The 24,909-nt window shown below is 60.7% G+C and carries 21 protein-coding genes; 12 read left to right on the forward strand and 9 right to left on the reverse strand.

Translation table 11 applies throughout. The features are described from left to right. Window positions 1-89 precede the first annotated feature (89 nt). A complete protein-coding gene (locus N5D22_RS03360; RefSeq protein WP_279655962.1) occupies window positions 90-1,076 on the forward strand; it encodes a GlxA family transcriptional regulator in 987 nt (328 codons plus the stop codon). Between the two features lie 95 nt (window positions 1,077-1,171). Next, entirely contained in the window at window positions 1,172-1,903 is a 732-nt protein-coding gene (locus N5D22_RS03365) for a FadR/GntR family transcriptional regulator (protein WP_279655961.1), read from the forward strand. A 24-nt stretch (window positions 1,904-1,927) separates the two neighbouring features. Here the strand turns inward: N5D22_RS03365 and N5D22_RS03370 are convergent, their stop codons facing one another. Further along, window positions 1,928-2,563, reverse strand: coding sequence for a LysE family translocator (locus tag N5D22_RS03370; protein ID WP_279655960.1), 636 nt, complete (start codon window positions 2,561-2,563; stop codon window positions 1,928-1,930). 483 nt (window positions 2,564-3,046) lie between these two features. Here N5D22_RS03370 and N5D22_RS03375 point away from each other — a divergent pair, with 483 nt between their 5' ends. Next, window positions 3,047-4,075, forward strand: coding sequence for an LLM class flavin-dependent oxidoreductase (locus tag N5D22_RS03375; RefSeq protein ID WP_279655959.1), 1,029 nt, complete (start codon window positions 3,047-3,049; stop codon window positions 4,073-4,075). A 74-nt stretch (window positions 4,076-4,149) separates the two neighbouring features. On the opposite strand, the gene N5D22_RS03380 is transcribed toward N5D22_RS03375, so the two are convergent. Next, a complete protein-coding gene (locus N5D22_RS03380) occupies window positions 4,150-5,457 on the reverse strand; it encodes an NtaA/DmoA family FMN-dependent monooxygenase (RefSeq protein WP_279655958.1) in 1,308 nt (435 codons plus the stop codon). 358 nt (window positions 5,458-5,815) lie between these two features. On the opposite strand from N5D22_RS03380, the gene N5D22_RS03385 reads away from it, so the two are divergent. The 8 genes from N5D22_RS03385 (at window position 5,816) to N5D22_RS03420 (ending at window position 15,691) form a co-directional block, all read left to right on the forward strand. Then, complete coding sequence (locus tag N5D22_RS03385) at window positions 5,816-6,883, forward strand: ABC transporter substrate-binding protein (protein WP_279655957.1); 1,068 nt, start codon at window positions 5,816-5,818, stop codon at window positions 6,881-6,883. Window positions 6,884-6,890: 7 nt separating this feature from the next. Beyond that, window positions 6,891-7,787, forward strand: coding sequence for an NmrA family NAD(P)-binding protein (locus N5D22_RS03390; RefSeq protein WP_279655956.1), 897 nt, complete (start codon window positions 6,891-6,893; stop codon window positions 7,785-7,787). Next, window positions 7,778-8,962 carry an LLM class flavin-dependent oxidoreductase gene (locus N5D22_RS03395; RefSeq protein WP_279655955.1) on the forward strand — a complete coding sequence of 395 codons (1,185 nt, stop codon included), beginning with the start codon at window positions 7,778-7,780 and terminating at the stop codon, window positions 8,960-8,962. Before N5D22_RS03390 ends, N5D22_RS03395 begins: the two co-directional genes overlap by 10 nt. Before the next feature lie 90 nt (window positions 8,963-9,052). Next, window positions 9,053-10,252 (forward strand): M20 family metallopeptidase, encoded by a 1,200-nt coding sequence (locus N5D22_RS03400; RefSeq protein ID WP_279655954.1) that lies wholly within the window; start codon window positions 9,053-9,055, stop codon window positions 10,250-10,252. A 34-nt stretch (window positions 10,253-10,286) separates the two neighbouring features. After that, window positions 10,287-11,876 (forward strand): ABC transporter substrate-binding protein, encoded by a 1,590-nt coding sequence (locus tag N5D22_RS03405; RefSeq protein WP_279655953.1) that lies wholly within the window; start codon window positions 10,287-10,289, stop codon window positions 11,874-11,876. Between the two features lie 431 nt (window positions 11,877-12,307). Beyond that, on the forward strand, window positions 12,308-12,658 hold the full coding sequence (locus tag N5D22_RS03410) for a DUF3088 domain-containing protein (protein ID WP_279655952.1): 351 nt from the start codon (window positions 12,308-12,310) through the stop codon (window positions 12,656-12,658). A gap of 39 nt (window positions 12,659-12,697) precedes the next feature. Continuing rightward, entirely contained in the window at window positions 12,698-14,293 is a 1,596-nt protein-coding gene (locus N5D22_RS03415; RefSeq protein WP_279655951.1) for an ABC transporter substrate-binding protein, read from the forward strand. Between the two features lie 45 nt (window positions 14,294-14,338). Then, window positions 14,339-15,691, forward strand: coding sequence for an LLM class flavin-dependent oxidoreductase (locus tag N5D22_RS03420; RefSeq protein WP_279655950.1), 1,353 nt, complete (start codon window positions 14,339-14,341; stop codon window positions 15,689-15,691). Between the two features lie 16 nt (window positions 15,692-15,707). Here the strand turns inward: N5D22_RS03420 and N5D22_RS03425 are convergent, their stop codons facing one another. The 7 genes from N5D22_RS03425 to N5D22_RS03455 form a co-directional block, all read right to left on the reverse strand. Then, window positions 15,708-16,679 (reverse strand): LysR substrate-binding domain-containing protein, encoded by a 972-nt coding sequence (locus tag N5D22_RS03425; protein WP_279655949.1) that lies wholly within the window; start codon window positions 16,677-16,679, stop codon window positions 15,708-15,710. Between the two features lie 35 nt (window positions 16,680-16,714). Then, entirely contained in the window at window positions 16,715-17,953 is a 1,239-nt protein-coding gene (locus N5D22_RS03430; RefSeq protein ID WP_279655948.1) for an acyl-CoA dehydrogenase family protein, read from the reverse strand. Between the two features lie 68 nt (window positions 17,954-18,021). After that, entirely contained in the window at window positions 18,022-19,077 is a 1,056-nt protein-coding gene (locus N5D22_RS03435; protein ID WP_003524705.1) for an aldo/keto reductase, read from the reverse strand. An 18-nt stretch (window positions 19,078-19,095) separates the two neighbouring features. Beyond that, window positions 19,096-20,031 carry an oligopeptide/dipeptide ABC transporter ATP-binding protein gene (locus N5D22_RS03440; RefSeq protein ID WP_279655947.1) on the reverse strand — a complete coding sequence of 312 codons (936 nt, stop codon included), beginning with the start codon at window positions 20,029-20,031 and terminating at the stop codon, window positions 19,096-19,098. Then, window positions 20,009-21,007, reverse strand: coding sequence for an ABC transporter ATP-binding protein (locus N5D22_RS03445; RefSeq protein WP_279655946.1), 999 nt, complete (start codon window positions 21,005-21,007; stop codon window positions 20,009-20,011). The genes N5D22_RS03440 and N5D22_RS03445 overlap by 23 nt, the downstream gene beginning before the upstream one ends. Beyond that, window positions 21,004-21,999, reverse strand: a complete 996-nt coding sequence (locus N5D22_RS03450; protein WP_279655945.1) for an ABC transporter permease — start codon at window positions 21,997-21,999, stop codon at window positions 21,004-21,006. Before N5D22_RS03450 ends, N5D22_RS03445 begins: the two co-directional genes overlap by 4 nt. Next, complete coding sequence (locus tag N5D22_RS03455; RefSeq protein ID WP_279655944.1) at window positions 21,996-22,985, reverse strand: ABC transporter permease; 990 nt, start codon at window positions 22,983-22,985, stop codon at window positions 21,996-21,998. Before N5D22_RS03455 ends, N5D22_RS03450 begins: the two co-directional genes overlap by 4 nt. Before the next feature lie 269 nt (window positions 22,986-23,254). On the opposite strand from N5D22_RS03455, the gene N5D22_RS03460 reads away from it, so the two are divergent. Further along, on the forward strand, window positions 23,255-24,862 hold the full coding sequence (locus tag N5D22_RS03460) for an ABC transporter substrate-binding protein (RefSeq protein WP_279655943.1): 1,608 nt from the start codon (window positions 23,255-23,257) through the stop codon (window positions 24,860-24,862). The last annotated feature ends 47 nt before the right edge of the window (window positions 24,863-24,909 follow it).

Here is a 24,909-nt window from a genome sequence, read left to right on the forward strand (position 1 = left end):
CGTGGGAATAGAGATACTCTGGAGGCAGCCGGGGCTGGATTGGCGCTTTTGACAGAAAACGAGCCGAAACTGACAAAACGGGGGGGCGCATGGCGGGTGTAACGGGAAGCGCGCTGGAAGTGGGGCTGGTCCTCTATCGGGACTGTCAGATCGCCATGGTGCATGGCATAACCGATCTTTTCGCCATCGCGTCGGTGTTTTCACAGGATCGCGGCGGACCGAAACTGCGCGTCAGCCACTGGAGCATGGGCGAGGGCGGCGAATTTTCCCGCTGTCATGACACCGAGCCCGGCAGGCCGGGACATCCCGATATTTTCGTGGTGCCCGGCCGGCTGACTGGGCCTGCCGAAATCGACGAGGCCGAGCCTTACGCTCGCTGGCTGCTGGACCGGCATGCACAGGGGGCGACGCTGGCCGCCAGTTGCGGCGGCTCCTTCATGATTGCGGCCACGGGTCTCCTGTCCGGTCGCCCGGCCACGACCCACTGGCTGTTTGCCGAGCGGTTCCGCGAGCGTTTTCCCGATATCCGGCTGGAGATAGACAAGATCGTTATCGAGGATGGCGACATCATCACGGCTGGCGGGTTGATGGCGTGGACCGATCTTGGCCTGCGCATCGTCGACCGGCTGCTCGGGCCGTCGGTAATGATCGAGACCGGCAAGTTCCTGCTGATCGACCCTTCGGGGCGCGAACAGCGTCATTATAGCAGTTTCGCCCCAAGGCTGACGCATGGCGATGAGCCGATCCTGAAGGTGCAGCACTGGCTGCAGGCCCGCGCCGGGCGGGCGACGAGCGTTACCGACATGGCCGGCCATGCCGGGCTGGAGGAGCGAACCTTCCTGCGCCGCTTCAAGGCCGCGACTGGCATGAAGCCGATTGAATATGTCCAGCATCTGCGGGTCGGCAAGGCGCGGGAGCTGCTGGAATTCACCCGCCGTTCGGTCGATCAGATCGCCTGGTCGGTGGGCTATGAGGATGCCGCCGCTTTCCGCCGGGTATTCCATCGCATTCTTGGCCTTTCGCCCGGCGAATATAGAAACCGCTTTTCCACCGGTTCGGCCATGGCGGCGGCCTGAGGATCATGCCGGGCCTGGGCATCGCCTGCGCCCGGCCTTGCAATGTGGCAGGTGTTTGCTAACATGACAGACAGGTTTTAGACAGGTGAGCCGAAATGGACGCTGAGAGCAGCAGGAAGCAGGGGATGTCGCTCGCGGCGAAAATCAGCTCGGCGCTGCGGCGGGATTTGACGGAAGGCGTGTTCCGCCCCGGCGACCGCCTTCCGAGTGAGAGCGCGCTCACGCGTGAATATTCCGTCAGCCGCACGGTGGTGCGGGAGGCCATCGCCATCCTTCGCGCCGATGGTCTGGTTGAGGCCCGCAAGGGCGCCGGCGTTTTTGCCGTGGAGGCAAAACCGGCCAAGGAGCTGCCGTTCAACGATCTGGCGGTGGGGCGCATCTCGTCGATAATCGAATTGCTGGAATTGCGCACGGTCTTCGAGATCGAATCCGCCGGGCTTGCGGCATCGCGCCGTTCCGCCGTGCAGGTGGAGGAAATTGTCGATGCGCATCGGCGGGTCGGCGACTGTCTCGCCGCCGGGCTGCCGACACGGGACGCCGATTTCGAGTTCCATCTGGCGATTTCGCAGGCAACACAGAACAGGCGGTTTCCGGAATTTCTTCAGCTTATCCGCTCCGGCATCATCCCGCGCGGGGAATTGCAGGGTGCGGCGCCCGGATCGCGCCCGAAGGACTATAATCTCCATCTTCAGGAGGAGCACGGCAAGATCGTCGACGCCATTATCGAAGGCGATGCCGATGCCGCACGTCAATATATGGCCTCGCATCTGCGCGGCAGTCTTGAGCGCTGCAAGGTGCTGTTGCGTTCCCGCGCCGCCACCGAATAGGCCGGAAACCGCCGCCCTGGTTGGTCAGGCGCTTGCCTTACGGTAGAAGGCCAGAGAGGCGGCCAGCGTCAAAAGCGCCCCGCCGCAAATCCTGTCGAGCCAGAGAGCCCCGGATTTTTGCAATAATCTGGCGGCCTGCGAACCGAGTAGGGCATATCCGAACATCACGATGAAATCGATGCCGGCAAGGACCAGCGCAAGCACCGCATATTGCGGCACCTGCGGCGCTGCCGGCTCGATGAATTGCGGCAGGAAGGCCGAAAAGAACAGATATCCTTTCGGGTTTGTGACGGCGATGAGGAAACTCTTGAGGAAAATCGAGCGGGCGGATGCGACGCCGTTTGTGTCTGTCGACTGGAGAGCGCCCTCGAGCGTCCCCCTGGAGCGCAGCAACATGATGCCCAGAAAGGCAAGATAACAGACGCCTGCCCATTTGACGACGCCGAACCAGAATTCCGAAGCCGCCAGCAAGGCGCCCAATCCCAGCGCAACCGCACCGATCAGAACGAAATCGGACAGGACGGCGCCAGCCATGCCGATCATGGCGCGGCGCATGCCGAATCTCGAACCATTGGCAAGCGCCAGCAAAACGGTCGGACCGGGCGTCGCAATGCCAATAAATGCGACCACGGCAAACGCCAGAAGTGTCACGTCGTCCATATTTTCCTCCCGGCCAGCCGCAGGTGTTGTTGGGTGGTATTTCCCCGAAGGTATCCTGCCCGCGTTGCGTACAGCGGGGGGATGCAGATTTAATGTCATACATATGCGCATTATTTGTCAATACGTATGAAAATCTGTATTACATGTTGAAGCGGGAAATCTAGGCCATTTGCACACGGTGTTGCAAAGGTCTTCGACATGAGAGGGTGGTTGAGGGATATTTGCCTCTTCGCAGAAGCAAGTCCGGCGGGAGGCGCGAGCGCAACCCATGCCAGATGGAGGTGTAATCCATAATTTTAGTAGATTATTGAATCGCGCAATGATCTTTCAACAATGGCCGGGACTATAAACGAACATGCCGCGCCAGCCGCACCTGTCATCATGCATTCTGCGTGGGTATGCGCCGCATTGAACGGCTGTCCGAAACGGGGATGGCTGTATCTGCGCTACTGAGTTTCAACAGTCGTTTCCGGATGTGCAGCCATGCCCCTTTCCCATATCTCCCACTTTGCCTTTCTCGTTCCCGGCAATTATCAGGATGACGATCCGGCACGGGGGCTGGAAGAAACCCTGCAGCTTTTCGAAGCCGGAGAGGCGCTGGGTTATCACAGCGCCTGGGTTCGCCAGCGCCATCTGGAACGGGGCGTGTCCTCTGCCGCGACTTTCCTTGCGGCGGCATCGCAGCGCACGAAACGGATTGGCCTCGGCACCGCCGTCATTCAGCTCGGTTATGAAAACCCCTTCAGGCTGGCGGAAGATCTGGCCACCGTGGATGTCCTGTCGCGTGGGCGATTGAATGTCGGGGTTTCCGTTGGCGCACCGCCCTTCGCTCATCTCATTTCGGATTATGTCGATACGGTTCACGATGCGGATTACAGCCACGCCCGCGCCGAAAAGTTGGCGAGGGCCCTGAGATCGGAACCGCTATCCAGCGAGACGGAAGCGGGCAATGCGGCGGGCGCACAGGTGCCACGCCTGCGGCCAGTCGCCGAGGGGCTGACGGACCGGCTATGGTATGGCGGCGGATCGCAGAATTCCGCGCGCTGGGCGGGGAAGGCGGGCTTCAATCTCCTGACCGGTAACATCGTCAGCGGCGAAAATACCGATGATTTTCTGACCGCGCAGGCGGCACTGGTCAGCCGCTTCCGGCAGGAATGGGCGCATGAGCGCCAGCCGCGTGTCGCTCTTGGCCGCGTGATTCTGCCGACCGATAGCGCCAGCCCCGCGACCCGCCGCCGTTATCAGGAATTCGCCGCCGGGCGTGACAAGCGCACGACCTCGCCGCATGGCGCGCGCCGCACGCTTTTCCTGCCCGATATCGTCGGGACGACGGACGAAATTCTGGAAAAACTGTCGCGCGATCCCGTTTTGCCGCACGTCTCGGAATTCCGCCTCGAACTGCCCTATGAATTCCAGCCGGAAGATTATCGCCAGATCGTCACGGATTTCGCCGCCGTCCTGCCGCAGCTTTCCGGCGGGCGGCCGGTTTTGAAAGTGGCGACGGGCCAATAATATGTCCCGCTCCCGCTATTTTCGCCCCAGCGGGACTAGCGGGAGGACACCTTCAATAGTGCCGTATCTGCCGTTCAATCTGGATAAGGCAGGCCATAGCGGTCACGTATTGTCGCGCCTTCGTATTCGCGCGGGTAAACACCGCGGTCCTGCAGCACCGGCACGACCTTCTCGACGAATTCAGCAATGTCGTCGGGTGCTCGCGGCGGCTGCAGGGTGTAACCATCCACCGTGCCGTCCTGCCAGAGGTCGATAATCCCATCCGCCACATCTTCCGGCGTGCCAAGCAGCAGCCGGTGGTGCCCCTCGGAGCGGCGCACGGCCTCACGGGCGGTGAGCTTTTCGTGGGTCAGCAGTTCGGAAAGGCCAAGCCCCATGCCAACGGCCCATTGCCGGTTCTGGTCCGGGACGAAACGTTCCGCATCGAGTTTCGCATCGGGGTCGAAGTCGCGGGGATTGATGCCGTTTTCCCTGGCGAAGCGCGCCAGCAGACCGTCTTCGGAGCCCGTTCCGCTATACAGTTCGTGTTTGCGCAACGCTTCCTCACGGGTCTCGCCGAGAATGACGACAAGGCCGGGAACGATGCGGATACCGGAGGGATCGCGGCCGAGGGAGATGGCGCGGTCACGAACCTTCTTGCCGAAGGCCTGACCCGCCGGGCGTGACAGGATGTTGCAATAGATGATCTCGCCATGGCGTGCCGCCAGATCGATGCCGCCTTCGGAGGCACCGGCCTGCGCGATGACGGGATGCCCCTGCGGCCCGCGCGGAACGTTGAGCGGGCCTTTCACATGGAAATATTGCCCCTCATGATCGATGGTTTCGGCTGTTGCCGCATCCCAGAAACGCTCTTCCGGCACCTCGCCTTCGCGGCGTGGATCCCAGCTCGACCATAGTTTTTTCGCCACGTCGAGAAATTCGGTGGCCTTGGCATATCTCTCGCTGCGCGGCGGCAACGGATCGTTGCCGAAATTGGCGGCGACATTGGGATTGAAGGAAGAAACGATATTGACGATCAGCCGGCCGCCGGTGACGAGGTCGATGGATTGGGTCCGTCGGGCGAAGTTATAGGGCGAATTATAGGTGGAGGACACCGTTGCCACAAAGCCGATATCCGGCACCTGTGCGGCAAGTGATGTCGAGAGAATGAGCGGATCGATGGTGTGAAACGGGCGGCTTGCCGGGTCGGTCAGCAGCGCCGGGTGGTCGGAGAGGAAAACGGCGTCAAACCGGCCCTTATGGGCCAGTTCCGTCAGTCGGCGATAATAGCCTATGTCGTTGATGTCGTGCCGGTCTCCGCTCCGGTATTTCCAGGCATTGGCGAGGTATCCGGTGGTGTTGATGCCGACATTGAGATTAAGCCGGCGTTTGGTCTTGCTCATGCTGCCACGTTTCTTTCAGGTCTGTTGGATTGCCGGCCCGTATGACCGGCGCAATTGCGGGAAGCGTAACAGCCGGGGGTCCGGTCGCGAGTTAAAAATCCTTGCTGCACGGAGAAGAAAAACTTTCATCCGTGACAGCACCCAAGCGGCGGTCGAATGTGAGAGATGAGTGAGGCAGGCTGGGGAACCCAGCCCGAAATCTTACTATTCTCGAAAGGATATTCCGTCCTCTTGGCGAAGCGCTCACAAGATGGAAACGAATTTCCCCAATCGCGCCTGAAATAGTACGCTTTATCTATAGAAAATATTTTATGGCGCGTAGCGTGCCGTTCAGATCGCAATTTCGAGGACGAACGCCATGGCTGATGCCGCCCTTCGCCAGATAACCCAACCCGTAACCGTATGGTACACACGCTGCCCGGCGCCCACGCCGCTTTCCATCGCGGCGCAACTGGGCTGGATCGAGGAACGTTTCTCCACCCATGGAATCTCTGTTTCCTCCATTCGCGACGCGGCCGATCCGGCCATTCGCCAGAGCCATTTCGATCACCGTCTGGACTGGTCCTTCCGTCAGGGCGGCAATATTCCGCCGATCTGGGCGAAATCCGGCGGCCGGAAAACACGGCTGGTCGGGTTGACGAGAACTGATGAGTTTCAGGCCGTCATCGCTTTGCCAGCAAGCGGAATAAGCAGGGGCAGCGACCTGAAGGGACGGCGCATCGGCCTGCCGAAACGGCCGAATGAAACCATCGATTTCCAGCGTGCCACATCGCTCAAAGGCATCGTTTCGGCGCTGACGGTCTCGGACCTCGCCGTTGCGGATGTCGAGCTTGTCGATCTCACGGCGAAAGAGCCGGTGTTGCTCGATCCTTCTGACAACAGGTTCCATGGTCTGCGCCGACGGTTTCCTTATGGCGAGGAGATTGCAGCGCTGCACCGTGGCCAGATCGATGCGTTTTTCGTCAAGGGAGCGGAAGGTGTCACGGTCGCCAATCTGATCGGTGCGCAGGTCGTGGTATCGACAGGCTTCCACCCTGATCCAAAAATCCGCATCAACAACGGCACGCCGCGCCCCTTGACGGTGGACGCCACCTTTGCCGATGAGCGGCCCGATCTGGTGGCGGAACTCGTCGCCACCGTACAGCGGGTTGCCCAATGGGCAAATGACAATCCGGCGGAAGCCGTGCGTTTCATCGCCCGCGAGATCGGCGTTAGCGAGGAGGCGGTTCTGGCTGCGAATGGCCCGGATGTACACCGCAATCTGAGGCTCGATCTCGATCCGGCCGAGCTGGGTGCGCTCAGCCACTTCAAGGATTTCCTGCTGGAATGGAAATTCATTCCGGCGGATTTCGAGGTGCAGGACTGGGCCGATCCACGCGCCCTTTCTGCGCTGCGGGATGCCGCGCAACATACCGACGGGAGATGAGAAGGTCATGGCAGCCACCATTCTTGTTACGGGTGCAACCGGCAGGCTCGGGCAACGGGTCGTCAGCCGTCTTTTGCAAAAACAGGCAGAGGTTCGGGTGCTGACCCGCAGGCGGGAGGATGCGCTGAAGCTCTGGGGCGACAGGGTCGAGATCGCGGAGGGAAATTTTTCCGATACGGCCAGTCTTAAAGAAGCCGCGCGGGGAATAGACGGGGTGTTCCTGCTTTCCCCCATCGGAGAGACGCTGGCGGCGGACCAGAAGACGGTCATCGATGCCGCTCTCTCCGCCAGGGTGTCGCGGATCGTGAAAATATCCGGTTCCGACTGGACCATTAAGAATGCCGGGCGCTCCATTTCGGGGGCGGCGCATGCTGAGGTGGAATGGCATCTGGCCGCAAGCGGTATCGCGCATACCGTGCTGCGGCCGAATGCCTGGATGCAGGTTGCGCTGGAGCCCGTCGTCGCCGCGCTTCGCAAGGGAGAGGATGTACCCGCCCGCTTTGGCAATGCGGCCGTTTCCTTCATCGATGCCGACGATATTGCCGATGTCGCCGTTCATGCCCTGACATCAAGCACGCCGGTTTCCGGCACTTTCGTGCTGACTGGCGGCGAAGCCCTGGCGGCGCTGGAAATTGCCCGCATTGCGGCGCGGATTCTGCATCGGCCCGTTGGCGTTTCGCACAATGCCGCCTCCGTTTTCCCGCCGCATATCGGCGCCTTCGAACAGAAAGCGATCAGCGAATTCGGACAGCTTATCGGCGACGGTTTCGCGGCACCCGTCACCGATACCATCCAGCAGATTAGCGGTCGTCAGCCCCGCAGCGTGGAGGGCTATCTGCGCGCCCGGCTGAAAGCGGCGACCCCGCAGGGTGATCATTCCGAGGGAGAAAAGACATGGCGCTGACTGTTCCATTGCCTGAAGGTCCCGAGCTGAAAGGTCTCGACCTGAAAAGCCCGGCCGATTTCGAAGACAGCCCGCTCAGCCGGGCGGTGAAGCAGCCGCTGATGCTGGGCCTGTTCCTCAATCTGCAGGACATTAATTTCTCCAGCCTGCCGACCAGCAACAGCTGGACCTTCGATTATAATGTCGAACTGGTGAAGCGCGCGGAAGAGCTTGGTTTCGAAATCGCCTTCAGTCGCACGCAATGGCTGCCCAAGGGCGGTTATGACGGTGAATCCTCGCTCGACAGCTTCATCGCGCTTGGCGCCATGGCGGCGGTCACGAAGAACATTCTGCTGATCTCCACCATCCATGTGCTTTATGGGCCTCTGCATCCGCTGCATCTTGCCAAATATGGTGCGACGCTGGATCATATCGCCAAGGGGCGCTGGGGCATCAACATCGTCACCGGCCACCGCGCCATCGAGCATGAAATGTTCGGCTGGCAGCGTATCGACCACGACAGGCGTTACGACATGGCCGGCGAATTGTTCGATGTGCTGCATCGCCTGTGGGGGGAGACTGAGAACTTTTCCTATGAGGGAAAACTCAATCCCTGGGCGATCAACAATGGCTGGATCACGCCGAAGCCTGCTTTCGGACGCCCGCCGCTGGTGACGGCGACAGGTTCGCCCGCAGGCATCGATTTCGCCGCCCGCCATTCCGATCTGGTTTTCGTCACTTCGCCCGGCGGCGCGCATATAGACAGCGCGCTGGAAACGCTTCCCGATCATGTCGCAAATATTAAAAACCGCGCAAAGGCCTATGGCCGGCAGGTAAAGACGATCATCAATCCGATCATCGTTAGCCGCGATACGGAGAAGGAGGCGATAGCCTATGCGGATGCCATCGAGGCTGGAAAACCTGAGCCCGGCACCCGCGCTTTCGCCACCAGTAATTACGACAGCGACGCCCATGCCTGGCGCGGCCGTGGCGATGCGCGCCACAAGCAGGGGCGCAATCTTGGCGGCAATATCGAGATCATCGGTTCGCCGGAGCAGGTGGTCGAGCAGCTTGTCGGCCTGAAAAAGGCCGGGATTGATGGGGTTCAGCTGAATTTCTACGATTTCCGCGAGGACCTCGATTATTTCGCCGAGCGCATTCTGCCCCTGATGAAGGAGGCGGGCCTGAGGCTCTGAGGCCTCTCCCGCTGCATTTTCCAGTTCCGAAACCCACACTTCGCAATCGCCCGATTGCGGAAACGATATTTTTTGCCCTGAGGAGATACCGTGAATATCGCCGTCGATCCCGTCAAAACGCCCGCACCTAAAATCCTGGATCGGATCGGGACCTATGTTCCCGAACTCGTCTCCATCCGCCACGATCTGCACCAGCATCCGGAAATCGGTTTCGAGGAGGTCCGCACCTCCGGCATCGTCGCCGAAAAACTCGCCTCCTGGGGCATCGAGGTGCATCGCGGTTATGGCAAGACCGGCGTGGTCGGCGTGCTGCGCGGCCGCCATGCGGGCAATCGATCCATCGGGCTGCGGGCGGATATGGATGCCCTGCCGATGCCGGAGGAGACCGGTCTGCCCTATGCGTCGGTCTATCCCGGCAAATTCCACGGCTGCGGGCATGATGTGCACACCACCATCCTGCTCGGCACCGCCCGTTATCTGGCGGAAACGCGCGATTTTGCCGGCACGGTGGTGTTCATTTTCCAGCCGGCGGAGGAAGGTCTCGGCGGCGCGCGCGCCATGATCGCCGACGGGCTGTTCAAGGATTTCCCCGTCGACGAGATTTACGGGCTGCACAATTCCTCCCATGCTGCGCCCAATCATCTGAAGGTTTCGCCCGGCACCATTCTGGCGGGGGCGGATTTCTTCGATATCCGGCTGAAGGGCAGGGGTGCCCACGCCGCTCACCCCGATGTTTCGCGTGACCCGGTGCCGGCGACGGGTGAACTGATCCAGGCACTGCAAACCATCGTCAGCCGCAACGTGCCGCCGACCGATCCTGCCGTGCTGTCGATCACCCGCATCGAGGCGGGATCGGCCTATAACGTCATTCCCGAAACGTCAGCGATTGCCGGGACGGTGCGGGCCTTCTCCGACCGCGTGCGCGAAACCATAAGGGAGCGCATCCGCACGATTTCCGATCATATTGCCGCAGCATACGGCCTCACCGCCGAGGTGGATATTCGCGACATATTCTCGGTTCTCACCAATGACGATGCGTCTGTGGAGATCGTCGCCGGTGTCGCGCGCGAGGTTCTGGGAGACGAGCGCGTTTCCACCGAGCCCGGCCGCTTCATGGGCAGCGAGGATTTCGCCGATCTCCTGAAACACGCGCCCGGCGCGTTTTTCACGCTGGGCCATTCCGGCACGGTGCCCGCCCATAATCCCGGTTTCATCGTCGACGACGCCATTCTGCCTGTCGGCGCCACTCTGTTTGCCCGGCTGGTGGAAACCCGGCTGAAACCTGCGTGAACATTTAAAAACAAGCCTGCAAGAGGAAACATCCATGGATATTACAAGACGTAAGACATTGCTTTTGAGCGCAGCGCTAACCGGGGCAATGCTGTTGCCCTCCCTGTCGGCTCTGGCGGCGGAAACGCCGAAAAAGGGCGGCATAGTCACTCTTGCAGGACTTGGCGAGCCGACGACGCTGGTGCCGCTTTCCGATTCCAATACGCGCACCCGCGCCATTTCCACGAAAATCCTCGAAGGGCTGGTGCGGTTCGACAGCGAATTCAAACCGCACCCGGTTCTGGCCGAAAGCTGGGAAACATCGGCCGACGGGCTGCGCCACACTTTCAAGCTGCGCAAGGGCGTCAAATGGCATGACGGCAAGGATTTTACGTCGCAGGACGTCAAATTTTCCCTGCTGGCCTTCAAGAAGGTCGGTCCACGCGGACGCATCACCTTCGCCAATGTTGCCGATATCGAAACGCCCGATCCGCTGACGGCCGTGGTGGTGCTTTCCAAGCCCGCGCCCTATCTCCTGCGGGCGCTGACCGGCGGCGAAACGCCCATCCTGCCGGCCCATGCCTATGCTTCGGAAAATTATAACGAAAGTCCCAATGGTAACGCGCCAGTCGGCACCGGCCCCTTCGTATTCGAGGAATGGAAGCGCGGCAGCTATGTAAAGCTGAAGAGGAACCCGAACTACTGGCAGGCCGATCTGCCCTATCTCGATGGTTTCGTCGCGCGCTTTGTCGCCGATGCGGCCTCCACCACCATTTCCGTGGAAACGGGCGAGGCCGATTATACCGCCGACGTGTCCTACAGCGATCTGGAGCGTCTACGGCAAAATCCGAAGCTTGCGGTGGAGGTCTATACCGACTCCTATCTCAACAATGCCGCTGTGTTCGAGTTCAATCTGGAGAACCCGACCCTTGCGAAAAAGGAGGTCCGGCACGCGCTGGCGCATGCGATTGATCGCAACTTCATCAACGACGCCATTTTCTTCGGGACGGCAAAACCTGCCGGTTCGAACATCCCGGCGGTCTTCACCGCCTATAATGACGAGAAGCCTTTCACCTATCCCTTCGATCTCGCCAAAGCGAACGAATTGCTGGACAAGGCCGGCTACCCGAAGGGCGCGGATGGCACCCGGTTTTCGCTGCGGTTGGCCTTCCTGCCTTCCGACGTCTTCCGCAAAACCTCCGAATATCTCCGCTCATCCTTCGGCAAACTTGGCGTGAAGGTGGATATTGTCGAAGGCGATCTCGCCACCTTCATCAAGCGGGTATATACCGAGCGCGGTTTTGACCTGACGGTGAACGGCATCAGCCGGCTGTTCGATCCGACGGCGGGCGTGCAGCGCCTCTATTGGTCCGACGGGATCAAGAAACCCGCGCCCTATGTCAACGCGGCCCACTACAATAACCCAAAGGTGGATGATCTTTTCCGTGCCGCCGCGATTGAAGTGGATGAAACGAAACGGGCGGAGCAGTTCCACGATATCCAGAAAATCACCGGCGACGATCTGCCGAATTTCTCCATCGTCGCCTTGCCGACCGTCATTCTGCGCAATACCAGCCTGAAATCGCTCGTGACGACCATCGACATTGCCTATGGCGATCTGGCGACGGCCTGGAAAGGCGAGTGAGCGTTTGGCAAAGCGGGTTCATCCAAGCTTCGTCACCCCGGACTGGATCCGGGGTCCAGCGCGATCAAGTCCTTGATCGCAAGAGACTCTTCTCACGGCGCAGACGCGCCGTGGCTGGATGCCGGGTCAAGCCCGGCATGACGGAGGAGGGGTCTGCGATCATCAACATTAACCCGGCAATTCTGCCGGGTTTTTTATTGCCGAAATCCGCCTTCCACCCTGTTTGCACCTTCACGCGGCACGCCCGTTTCAGGGAAAAACTTTGCGCATGAAACAGGTCGGGCGAAACAGCGATGCCATCCTCGAAAATTTCGAAAAAATAAGTTTCATCAATAATTTAGTGCGAAGGAATTCTTCGTTTCAAAGCAAGAATTGCTTTCTGGACCCGCGCTTTGACCGCCTGCACTGTGAGCTGGAAATCTCACCCTCACATGATGGATGCCATGGCCAAGGATACGCTTTTTTTGATCGCCCCCGGTTTTGAAGACCCAAAACACCCCGGTGTCCGCTTCGTCTGCCCGCATTGCAACCAGATCGAAGGCCTGCTTGCCGCCTTTCCAGATATTGCCGCCGGCATCGATATCCACCGCGTCGATTTCCAGCGCCCACGTGAGGCTGTCATCGCCGCCGTGGGAGAGGAAAACCAGTCGCTGCCGCTGTTCATCTTCGCAGGCGACGCGCCCAGCGACGCTACGGCCAAGGGCGAGACGCATTTCATTCAGGACACCAAACGCATTTTGCAAATCCTCGCCGAGCGCCACGGGTTCCCCCAGCTGCACTGAGCGGCCGCGCCCGCATATCGGATTTTTTCGGAGACAGACATGACCATTTCCAGACGCCAGTTTCACAAAATTGCACTTGCCGCCGGCGCTTTCGTCGCGCTTCCGGGCGGTTCCTTTGCCGCTGCCGAAGAGCCGGTTTCGGGCGGGACGCTCAAGATCGTTTATTTTCCCGAGCCGACCCAGCTCGTGGCAATCAATACCAGTGCGGGCGGTCCGCAGTTTATCGGCTCGAAGATTTACGACGGGCTTTTGACTTACGATTACGAGCTTTCGCCCAAGCCGAGCCTCGCCAGGGAATGGAGCGTTTCGGCCGACGGGCTGGAATATGTCTTCCATCTGCAGCCGAAGGCGAAGTTTCATGACGGCAAACCGGTGACATCTGCGGATGTGGAATTTTCCATTCTGCGGCTGAAGGAGGCCCATCCGCGCGGTCGCGCTACTTTCTCGCATGTTGAAAGTGTTGATGCCTCCGATCCGCTGGTCGCGAAAGTGAAGCTTTCCAAGCCGGCGCCGGGCCTGATCACCGCGCTCGCCTCGTCGGAATCCCCCATCGTACCGAAGCACATCTTCGAGACCTTCAAGCCGACCGATAATCCGAAACCCGCCCAGATCATCGGCAGTGGTCCCTTCGTGCTGAAGGAATGGGTGCCGGGCAGCCATATTCTTCTGGTGAAGAATGCGGACTACTGGGACGCGCCGCGCCCTTATCTCGACCGCGTCATCATCCGCCTCATCAACGATGCGGGCGCCCGCGCCGCGGCGCTGGAAACCGGGGAAGGCGATATCGGCCCCAACCCGGTGGCGCTTGCCGATCTGGAGCGGTTGAAATCCATTCCGACGCTGAAGGTGGATGACCGCATCTATGCCTATGCCGGCCAGCAGAACCAGCTGGTTATCAACCTTGAGAATGAATATCTCAAGGAATTGAAGGTCAGGCAGGCCATCGCCCATGCCATCGATGTCCCGGCGCTCATCGATACCGTGCTTTATGGCTACGCCGTACCATCGCCGACGCCGATCAGCCCCGGCCTTGCGAAGTTCCACAATCCGGATATCGGTTTCGCCAAGTTCGATGTCGCACAGGCTGAAAAGCTGCTGGATGAAGCCGGTTTCCCGCGCAAGGATGGCGGCAAGCGCTTCAAGCTTCGGGTTACCACCAACCCCTTCAATCCACAGACCTATTCGGATTTCATCGCGCAGGCGCTGTCGAAAATCGGCATTGAGGCGGATATCCAGAAATTCGATTTCGGCACCTATGTAAAGGTGGTCTATACCGACCGCGCCTGGGACCTTTCGGTGGAATCCCTCTCCAACACCTTCGATCCGACGGCGGGCGTGCAGCGCGTTTACTGGAGCAAGAATTTCAAGATCGGCCTGCCGTTCTCCAATGCCAGCCACTACGCCAATCCGGAGGTGGACCGGCTGCTGGAAGCAGCAGCGGTGGAGCCGGATATCGAAAAACGCGCCGCCTTCTTCAAGGAGTTTCAGGCCGTTATCGCCAGGGATCTTCCCGTCATCAATCTCGTCTCCCCCATCCAGCCGGTCGTCGGCAGCGTGCGCATCAAGGATTATGCGACCGGGGCGGAGGGGCTGAGCGGCAATCTCGCCAAGGCCTGGGTGACGAAGGAGGCGTGAAAGCCTTCTCCCCCTTCGGTTCAGAGCGAATAAGAGGTCATTTCCATGAGCAGAAAATCCGAGAAGCTGGTTCTTAACGCCTTCATCTATCCGGGCGGACATCATGAGGCGGCCTGGCGGCATCCGGATTCGGAGCCACATCGCGTCACCGATATAAGGCTCTATCAGGATATCGCCCGCAAGGCCGAGGCGGCGAAGCTGGATGCCATCTTCTTTGCCGATGCGCCGGTGCTGGACGCCAATATCCGCTATGCCGCCCGCCACCGGCTGGAGCCGATCACCATGCTGGCGGCCCTCGCCGCCGTCACCGAAAAGATCGGCTTCATCGCCACGGCCTCCACCACCTATTACGAGCCGTATAATCTTGCGCGGCTCTTCGCGTCCGTCGATCATATCAGCGGCGGCCGGGTGGGCTGGAACATCGTGACGACTTCGGCGGATGCGGCCGCCGGCAACTTCAATCTCCAGAAGCATCCGCCGCATGCGGATCGTTACCGTCAGGCGATAGAATTCGTGGATGTGGTGACGAAGCTCTGGGACAGCTGGGAAGATGACGCCATTGTTGCGGATAAGGAAAGCGGCCTTTTCGCCGATGCCGACCGCATCCATCCGGCCAATCACGATGGCGAATTTTATCGGGTGCGGGGCGCGCTGAACGTGCCGCGTTCACCGCAGGGCCGGCCGGTCTATGTGCAGGCCGGCTCCTCGGAGGAAGGGCGTGGTTTCGCCGCCCATTATGCCGAGGCAATCTTTACCGCGCATCAGACTCTGGAGAGTGCGCGGTCTTTTTATTCCGACATCAAGCGGCGCGTCGCGGCCACGGGGCGCAATCCCGCCCATGTGAAAATCCTGCCGGGCATCAGCCCCTTCATCGCGTCAACCGAAGAGGAGGCGCGCAGGCTCGAGGCGTCTTTCAACGATCTCATCCAGCCGGCCTTTTCGCTCGGGCAATTGCAGCGCATCACCGGCATCGATCTCTCATCGGCCGATCTCGACAAGCCGCTGCCGCACGAAGCCGTGGAGGCGACGCGGGCGCAGGCGGATAGCAGCCGCCATCAGCTGGTTCTCGATGTCATAGACCGGGAAAATCCGACGATCCGGCAATTGCTGCACCGGCTTGCCGGCGGGCGCGGCCACAAGGTGATTTCCGGAACGCCGGAGCAGGTGGCGGACTGGATAGAGACCTGGTTCCGTGAGGGTGCGGCCGATGGCTTCAATATCATGCCGCCATGGCTGAATGGCGGGTTCGACAACTTCGTCGACGGGGTTGTGCCGATCCTCAAACAGCGAGGTCTGTTCCGCGAGGATTATGAGGGCGACACGTTGCGAGATCACTACGGCCTGCCCCGGCCGGAAAATATCTATGCGGCGAGAGAGTTGCAAAGGGAACGCGCCTGAGGTGGGACGGGCGTGTTCAGGCGGCGGCCTCGAGAGAGCGCATATCCTCGCGCAACAAAGCGAGTAGAGATGCGACCTCCGGCAGCCGCCGCCTGTCAGGACTGGTCAGCAGGTGATAACGGCTGGCGGTCGGCTGCGGTGCGCCAAAGGGTGCGATCAGCCGGCCGTTTTTCAGCTCTTCCGAAATCAGCGAATGGCGCACGAGGCCGATGCCGTGGCCGGATGAGATTGCCTCTATCAACGCCGTCTGGCGTGAAAAACGCGGGCCGGTCGCTGAAAGCCTGAGCGGAATGCGGCAGGCGCGAAGCCAGTTCGCCCATTCGAAGGCCGGGTCCAGGCCATTGCCACGCAACATCGCAAAGCCGAGATCCCGCAAGCGCTCCGGTTCGTCTGCAAGCCCATGACGGGCCGCGAATTCCGGGGTGCAGACGGCGCTGACGGTATCGGCGAAAAGCGGCTCATGAATGAAGCCCGGAATCTGCGCATGAGTGGCGACGATGGCGCAATCCGCATCGAAATGGGTGAGATCTATGGTTTCGCTCTCCAGGGATTCGATGGAAAGCTCCACGTCTCCGAGCGCCGGAACGATGCTGCCCAGCCGCGGCGCCAGCCAGCGGGCGGCAAAGCAACCCTCCGCCAGAACCTTCAGCTGCGGCCGGGCATTCGAAACCATCAGGTCGGAAAGACTGCCGATCATGGTTTCGAAAGCGTCGGCAAGGCCGGGATAAAGCGCGCTGCCGGCATCGGTCAGCAGCAATTCGCCGCGCTGGCGGCTAAAAAGTGGCTGGCCGAGATGGGTTTCGAGAATTCGCACCTGCTGGCCGATGGCGGCGGTCGAGACATGCAGCTCCTCCGCCGCACGCGAAAAGCTCGCATGGCGGGCGGCGACGACAAAGGCGCGCAAGGCGGTCAGCGGCGGCAGCCGGGAAAGTGTCGGCAAGCGAAAAGCCGCCCGGTTCCCGGCGGGAGCGATAAACTCCGTTCTCATTGCTGTTTCTCCTTTGCCGCGCATTCTCGGTATGGTCAGAATACCCGGCCTTCCCTGAGATGCGTTGTGGTGCCGTTCAGGTAATAGTCTCCGATCACCCGCGCCTTGTGGGCGAGCGGATTGTGATTGTAGACCGTGCGGATATTGCGCCAGTGGCGGTCGAAATTCCGCTCGCTCGATGTCGCCGAGCCGCCGCCGAGTTCATAGAGATTGGTGGCGACCGTGAGCGAAAGCTGCGAGGCGATGATCTGGGTGCGGGCTGTGGCGAGCGAACCTTCCAGCAGGGCTGCCTCTATCGCCTCTTCGTCCCCGGTGGCGAAGGCGGCCGCGGTGCGGTCGAGCGTTCTTGCCGCTTCGCGGATCAGGGTCTTCACGGCGAAAGCGCCGGCGCTGATTTCGCCGAGCATCTTTTGCACGAAGGGGTCCTGATTGGCGGTTTCGGCGCTGCTGTGAAGCGTGGTGCGCGCCTGGCGCAACACATACTCCACGCCGTCCTTCAGTGCGCCCTGAACGGCGCCGGCCGCCGAGGCGGCGAGATGCAGCTGCCGCATGGCCGAGCTGTGGCGGCCGATCTGGCTGCCGAGCTTGCGGGTCGTCAACTCATGCGGCAGCACCTCGACATTTTCCAGCAGGACGCCGCCGCTCGCCGTCATGCGCTGGCCCATGCTGTCCCAGTCGTCGAGAACGGTGATGCCGGCGCGATCGAGCGGAATGAGCACGCCGATCGGCTGCTCGTCATCGCCAATGGCGCTGAAGGTGCCGAAATCGGCAAAGGCCGTGCCGGTTGCATACCATTTGCGGCCATTCAGCCGGTAACGGTCGCCATCGGCACTCAGCCGCGTGGTGATTTCGCCGGGGCGCTTGGTGCCCTGTTCTGTGCTGGCGCCTGCGAAGAGCTTGCCGGCAAGCACATGTTCGAGATGCCGCCGGTCCTCCAGCTCGATGGGTGCGAGAGCGAGGTTTTCGGTGAAATTGAAATGGCTGCGCAGCGCGTGCGGAATATTGCTGTCGGCTTCGCCGAGGATCATCAGCACTTCGATATAGTCGGCAATCGAGCCGCCAGGTCCGCCCTTGGCTTCGGGAACGCGCAGCGTGCCGATCTTCGCCTCCTTGATAAGGGCGAATATATCGAAAGGAAGTTCCCGCTGGCGTTCGCGACGGGCGGCATCCCTGGCCGCGATGGCCGCAATGTCCTTTGCCCGGGCCAGAATTTCGTCACGGCTCGGCACGCCGGAATTATCGGTGGTGGTTGTCTGCAGTTTCGGAGTGGACATTGCGGTTTTCCCTGAGCGGATGTGAGGGCCTGCGGCACGGCGCGCCGCAGGCATGGTCTTCTGGACGATCAGGCGACCGCGCGCGGTTTGAGCGCCGGGCGGTGGGCGGGCTCGAGATTGCGCGGCACGCGGCCTTCGACGGGATGGCTCGGATCGTTGAAACCGGGTGTGGAGGGGTGGCCGGTGGTAACGAGGCTGTCGACCAGCGCTTCATCTTCCGCATCGATCTTCACATCGAGCGCGCGGATATAGCCGTCCCAGTGCTCTTCGGTGCGCGGGCCGGTGATGGCGGCGGTGACGAATTTGTTGTTCAGCACCCAGGCAAGCGCGAAATCCGCTGCCGAAACGCCCTTCGAAGCGGCATGGGCCGCGACCTTCTGGGCGATTTCGACCGATTCCGGACGCCATTCCGTTTCCAGAACGCGCTTGTCGCCACGGCCAACGCGCGTATCAGCGCCCGGCTGTTCGCCCGGCTGATATTTGCCGGTCAGCACACCGCGTGCGAGCGGCGAATAGGACACCACACCAAGGCCATAATGATTGGCCGCCGGCAGCTGCTCGGCTTCGGCCGTGCGGTTGACGATATTGTAGAGAGGCTGGCTGGCAACGGGCCGGTCGATGCCGAGCTGGTCGGCCAGATGCGAAATTTCGGCGATGCGCCAGCCACGGAAATTCGACACGCCGAAGTAACGCAGCTTGCCGGCGCGGATGAGATCGGCGATGGCGCGTACCGGCTCCTCCAGCGGCGCATCGAAGACGGCGCGATGGAAATAGAGGATGTCGATATAATCGGTGTTGAGACGGCGCAGCGAATTTTCCACGGTCTCGATAACCCATTTGCGCGAATGCCCACCGAGGTTCGGGCCCTTGGTGTGGGAATTGACGAATTTCGTCGCCAGAACCCAGTGATCGCGGCTGGCCTTGATGCCGCGACCGACGACTTCTTCCGACTTGCCGTCGTGATAGACATCGGCCGTATCGATGAAATTGATGCCCTGCTCGCGTGCCTTGTCGATGATGCGGAAGGCCACGTCATCCGGTGTCGGGCCTCCGAACATCATTGTGCCGAGGCTCAGCGGTGAAACTTTCAGCGCGCTGCGTCCGAGATAGCGATAGTCGACCATTATGGTTGCTCCTTCAAGTTATTGGGCATGGTGGCAGGCCACGGCGTGGTTCTTGCCGAAAAGGGTGTAATCCGGCGCTTTTTCGCGACAGAGATCGGTGGCGAGCGGGCAGCGGGTGTGAAACCGGCAGCCGGATGGCGGATTATGCGGGCTCGGCAGGTCGCCGGAAATGGGTGCCGCCTGTTTGCGGCGGGTGGGATCGGGAACGGCGGCAAGAAGGGCGCGTGTATAAGGGTGCTTCGGGGAAGCCCAGAGTTCCGATGTCGGCGCGCTTTCCACGATCTTGCCGAGATACATGACGAGTACCCGGTCGGAGAAATAACGCACCACGGAAAGGTCGTGGGAGACGAAGAGATAGGACAGCGAAAGCCGCTTCTTCATCTCCACCAGAAGGTTGAGGATTTGCGCCTGTATCGAAAGATCGAGCGCCGAAACCGGCTCGTCGCAGACCACCAGTTCCGGTTCCAGAACCAGCGCGCGGGCAATGCCGATGCGCTGGCGCTGGCCGCCAGAAAATTCATGCGGATAACGGTCGAGCGAATCCGCGGGCAGGCCCACCTGCGCGACGATGGCCTCGACGATCTCCCGCTGACGCGCCCTGTCGCCGATGCCATGCACCTTCAGTGGTCCGGTGAGAATAGTGCGCACCGTCTGGCGCGGGTTGAGCGAGGCGAAGGGGTCTTGAAAGATCATCTGGATGCGGCGGCGGATGCCGCGCAATTCGGACGATGTCATTGCCGTGACGTCGGCGCCTTTGAAGGTGATCCTGCCGGAAGACGGCTCGACCAGACGCATCAGCGATTTGCCGAGCGAGGATTTGCCGCAGCCGGATTCGCCCACCAGCGCCACGGTCTCGCCCGCCTCGATATCGAGGGAAACGTCGTCGACAGCGCGCACGGTGCCGCGTCCGCCCGTATAATGGGTGGAAAGACTATGCACTGACAAGAGCGCCATCGGGTACCTCGTGGGAAGTGGGAGCAACGAAGGGGCAGGCGGCGTAACGGCCTTGCGAGATTTGCCGCAACGGCGGTACGAACTGCCCGCAGAAGCCGCGGGCGCTCGGACAGCGCGGCCGGAAGGCGCAGCCGCGTTCCCCCGTGGCGGAAACGATGGAACCCGGAATCTCGATAAGCGGCCCGTCGCGATAATGCTGGCCGTCTTCCGCCCGCGGTGAGGCGGCGAGCAGGCCGCGCGTATAGGGATGGTAGGGGTTGGAGAAAACCGGTTCCGGCAATCCCTCTTCCACCTTGCGGCCGGCATACATGACCATCACCCGGTCCGCCCATTGCGCCACGATGCCGAGATCGTGGGTGATGAGGATGACCGCCATGTTGAGATCACGGCGCAGATTGTCGAGCAGCTGCAGGATCTGCGCCTGTATCGTCACGTCGAGCGCTGTCGTCGCCTCGTCGGCGATCAAGAGTTTCGGGTTGCAGGCGACGCCGATGGCGATCATCACGCGCTGGCGCATGCCGCCGGAAAGCTGGTGCGGATAATCATCCACCCGGCGGCGGGCGTCTGGAATATTGACTAGTTCCAGAAGCTCGATGGCGCGTTTGCGGGCCTGATGCCGGTCAATCTTCTCGTGGATGCGCAGCACCTCGATGATCTGCTCGCCGACCGTCAGCACCGGGTTCAGCGAGGTCATCGGCTCCTGAAAGATCATGCCGATATCCCGGCCGCGAATGCCGCGCCATTGCCGCTCGGAAAGCGGCAGCAGGTCGCGACCCTCAAGCAGCACCCGCCCGCCGGTCTTGGCGTGGGATGGCAAAAGACCGATCAGGCCAAGCGCCGTCAGGGATTTGCCGGAGCCGCTTTCGCCGACGATCGCCAGCATTTCGCCGGGGCTGACATCGAAACTGACGCCTTTGACCGGCTGGGCGGAGATGAAGCTGACGGAGAGATCATGGACTTCAATCAGTTTGCTCATCGGCGTTCCTCCGAAAAACGGGGGTTGAGCGCATCGTTGAGGCCATCGCTGATGAGGTTCAGCGAAATGACGGTGAAGACGATGGCAAGGCCGGGAAGGGCGGTCAGATACCAGGCGGTGCGGATGACATCGCGGCCGGAACCGATCATCGATCCCCAGGAGACACGGTTGGGATCGCCAAGTCCCATGAAGGAAAGCGCTGCTTCCATAAGGATCGCGCCCGCCACCATGACCGAGGAGGTGACGATGATCGGCGGCAGCGCATTGGGCAGGATTTCCTGAAAGACGATACGTGCATGGCCGTAACCGAGGCTGCGGGCGGCGAGCACATAGTCTTTCTCGCGGATGGCGCGGAATTCGGCGCGGGTCAGGCGCGCGACCAGCGGCCATGTGATGATGCCGATGGCCGATGTGACTGTGGTGACCGAAGGCTGGGCGATGGCGACGAGCACGACGAGCAGCACGAAATTCGGCAGGGTCTGGAAGATTTCGATCAGCTTGACAAGGATATCATCAATGACGCCGCCGAAATAACCGGCGAAAGCGCCAACCGCGATGCCGATCGTGAGCCCGATCAGCGTCGCGACGACACCGACGGTGAGCGAGATGCGCGCGCCATGCACGATGCCGGCCAGAACATCCCGGCCCATGGAATCGGTGCCGAGCGGATAGGCGGCATTCTGGCCGGGCCACAGGAACGGGCGCGCCACCATTTCAAGGGGATCACCGGGATAGATCAAGGGGGCGATCAGCGCGGTGACGATGACGGTTGCGAGAAACAGCAGCCCGACGATGGCGTTTGGATTGGTGAGGAAGATCTTCAGTTCCCGCCGCAGGCCGCGCCGGGACACGGAGACGGAGCGAGCCGAAAGCGCATCCGGCGCATGGATATAGGGCCAGGCTTTTTCTTCCGGTTTCTTCGGTTTGGGATTGTTGTCTTCGACGCCGAGTTCGGCCGTGTCGAGGACAGCGGTGGTCTGGGAGGAATTCATCGGCTTTCTCCGATGCGAGGGTCAAGCCACGCCTGCAATAGGTCCACGGCTGCATTGACGATGATGACGACGAGGGAGGAGAGAAGCAGAATGCCGAGCAACACGCTGAAATCCCGCGCCATGACGGCTTCGAAAGCAAGACGGCCAAGACCCGGCCAGCTGAAGACCGTTTCGACCACGACTGCGCCGCCGAGCAGGCCGCCGATATGCATGCCGGCCATGGTGGTGATGGGGATGAGCGCATTGCGCAGGATATGGCGCGTGGTGAGCCGGAGCGGAGAGACGCCCTTGGCGCGCGCCGTGCGCACATAGTCCTGGGATTTCACTTCCAGCATCGCCGCGCGGGTAAGGCGGGCATAGATGGCCAGAAAATAAAGCGCGAGCGAAAGGGCAGGGAGAACGATATAACGCAGCCGGTCCAGCAGGGCGTCGAAGCCGGTTAGGCTGCTGCCGATGGTGCTGTCGCCGCCCGAGGGAAGCCAGCCGAGCTTCACTGAGAACGTCAGGATAAGCATCAGGCCGATCCAGAAACCCGGCACGGAATAAAAGATCAGCGAACCGATGGAAATGATCCGGTCCGGCAGTTTGCCGGAGAAGAGCGCCATGATCGAGCCGAGAAACACGCCGACGAAAATCGCAATGCCAAGTGCGGTGCCCATCAGGGCGAGTGTGCCGGGCAGACGCTGGCCGATCAGGTCTGCCACCGGCATGCCGTAACGCGGCGAAAAGCCAAGGCTGAACTGCGCGAGATTGCCGAGATAGTTCATCAGCTGATGCACGACGGGCAGATCCAGCCCGAAGCGGTTGCGGATTTCGGCCATGGTCTCGACGGTCGCTGAACCCGCTTCCGCGGCCAGTACATCGGCGGCATCGCCGGGCGCCAGCTGCAGCAGGAAGAAGTTCAGGATGACGATACCGAGAACCGTCGGAATGGCCTGAATGGCAACCCGCCTTGCCTGCGATAAAATCCGTTTCGAATTCGACATCGGCTCCAGTCCGTAAGCGTGGAAATATGAAATCGGCCCCTGAAGGCGTTGGTATTAGTTGACTAATTTTATGGAATTTGTCAAAGAGTAATAGAATTATTTTCTGAAATTTACGGAAATATGCGCCATAAAGAAAAGATAATTCCTGTTTATGAGAATGATTGGTTCTTCATGCCAAGCTCGCTCTCGTCTGCGGAACAAACTTCTTCCTAAACGCGGCCGTTCAGTTTGCCGGTTTTTCGCCGGTTCAATCAAGGAGAGGGTATCGCATGACTATTTTCAACCAGACGACGCGGCGTGGATTTCTGCTGGCGTCCGTGGCGCTTGGCGTGGTGTCGCTGCCGGGGCTGAAGCTCAACGCGGCCGAGCCGGCAAGCGGTGGCACGGCCACCCTGCTCATCTCATCGGAGCCGCCGGTGCTGACGACGATCGCACACACAGCCTATAATTCCGTCTATATATCGCCCAAGGTCACCGAAGGGCTGTTGACCTATGATTTTGACCTCAATCCCAAGCCGCTGCTGGCCAAATCATGGGAAGTGAGCGCGGATGGCCTGCGTTATACCTTCAAGCTGAGGCCCGGCGTGAAGTGGCATGACGGAAAGCCCTTCACATCCGCTGATGTGGCGTTCTCTATCAATACCATCAAGGAAGTGCATCCGCGCGGCCGCAATACATTCCTGAACCTCACTGCTGTCGAGACGCCGGACGAACTGACGGCGGTTCTGGTTCTTTCCAAACCTGCGCCCTATCTGATCACGGCGCTCGCCGCCGCCGAAACGCCCATCGTGCCGAAACATCTTTATGAGGGTACGAAGGTGACCGAAAATCCGGTCAATCTCGCACCCATCGGCACCGGCCCATTCAAGTTCAAGGAGTGGGTGCGCGGCAGCCATATCGTTTTTGAGCGCAATGCCGATTATTGGGATGCGCCGCGCCCCTATCTCGACAAGCTCATCGTCCGCTTCATTCCTGACGCTTCGGCCCGGGCGATTGCCATCGAAACCGGTGAAATCGATCTCGCGCCCAGCACGCCGGTCGCCTATAGCGATCTCGACCGGCTGAAGGAACTGCCGAGCCTCGGCTTCGAGACCAACGGCTATCAATATACCAATTCGATCAGCCGCGTGGAATTCAACCTCGAAAAGGACGTGTTCAAGGATGGCCGCGTCCGCCGCGCCTTCGCGCATGTGATTGACCGCAACGTCATCTTCAACACGGTCAATTTCGGTTATGGAGCAACGATCACCGGGCCGATCAATCCGAAACTGACGAAATGGTTCGTGGACGATCTGAAGACCTATCCGATCGATCTGAAGGCGGCGGAAGCGCTGCTGGACGAGGCCGGATACAAGCGCGGTGCGGATGGCATCCGTTTCAAGCTCAATCTGGATTACGTGCCGAGCACAGAGGCCTATCCGCGTGGCGCGGACTATATTCGTCAGGCGCTGGCAAAGGTCGGCGTGGATGTGACGGTGCGGACGCAGGATTTCGCCACCTATACCAAACGCATCTACACGGATCGCGATTTCGATTTTGCCTATGAGGGCATGAGCAATCTCTTCGACCCGACCGTCGGCGTGCAGCGGCTTTACTGGTCCAAGAACTTCAAGAAGGGCGTGCCCTTCTCCAATGGTGCGGCTTACAGCAATCCCAAGGTGGATGCGCTTCTCGAAGCCGCCGCCATCGAGATCGATCCGGACAAGCGCGTCGCGCAATGGAAGGAAATCCAGCAGATTCTCGTCGAGGACGTACCGGCAATCGATATCGTCGCAGCACCGGAGATCACCATCTACAACAAGCGCATTGCCGATCACACCATCGGCGCAGAAGGCGTGGCGGGAAGCCTCGCCTTCGCGCATATCGCCGCATCCTGATCGTCTCGCCAGACCCGGCCCCTTTGCGGCGGGCCGGGACTTTTCCC

Origin of the sequence: Agrobacterium sp. GD03872 (assembly GCF_029840625.1) — a bacterium.
Lineage (GTDB): Bacteria > Pseudomonadota > Alphaproteobacteria > Rhizobiales > Rhizobiaceae > Agrobacterium > Agrobacterium fabrum_A.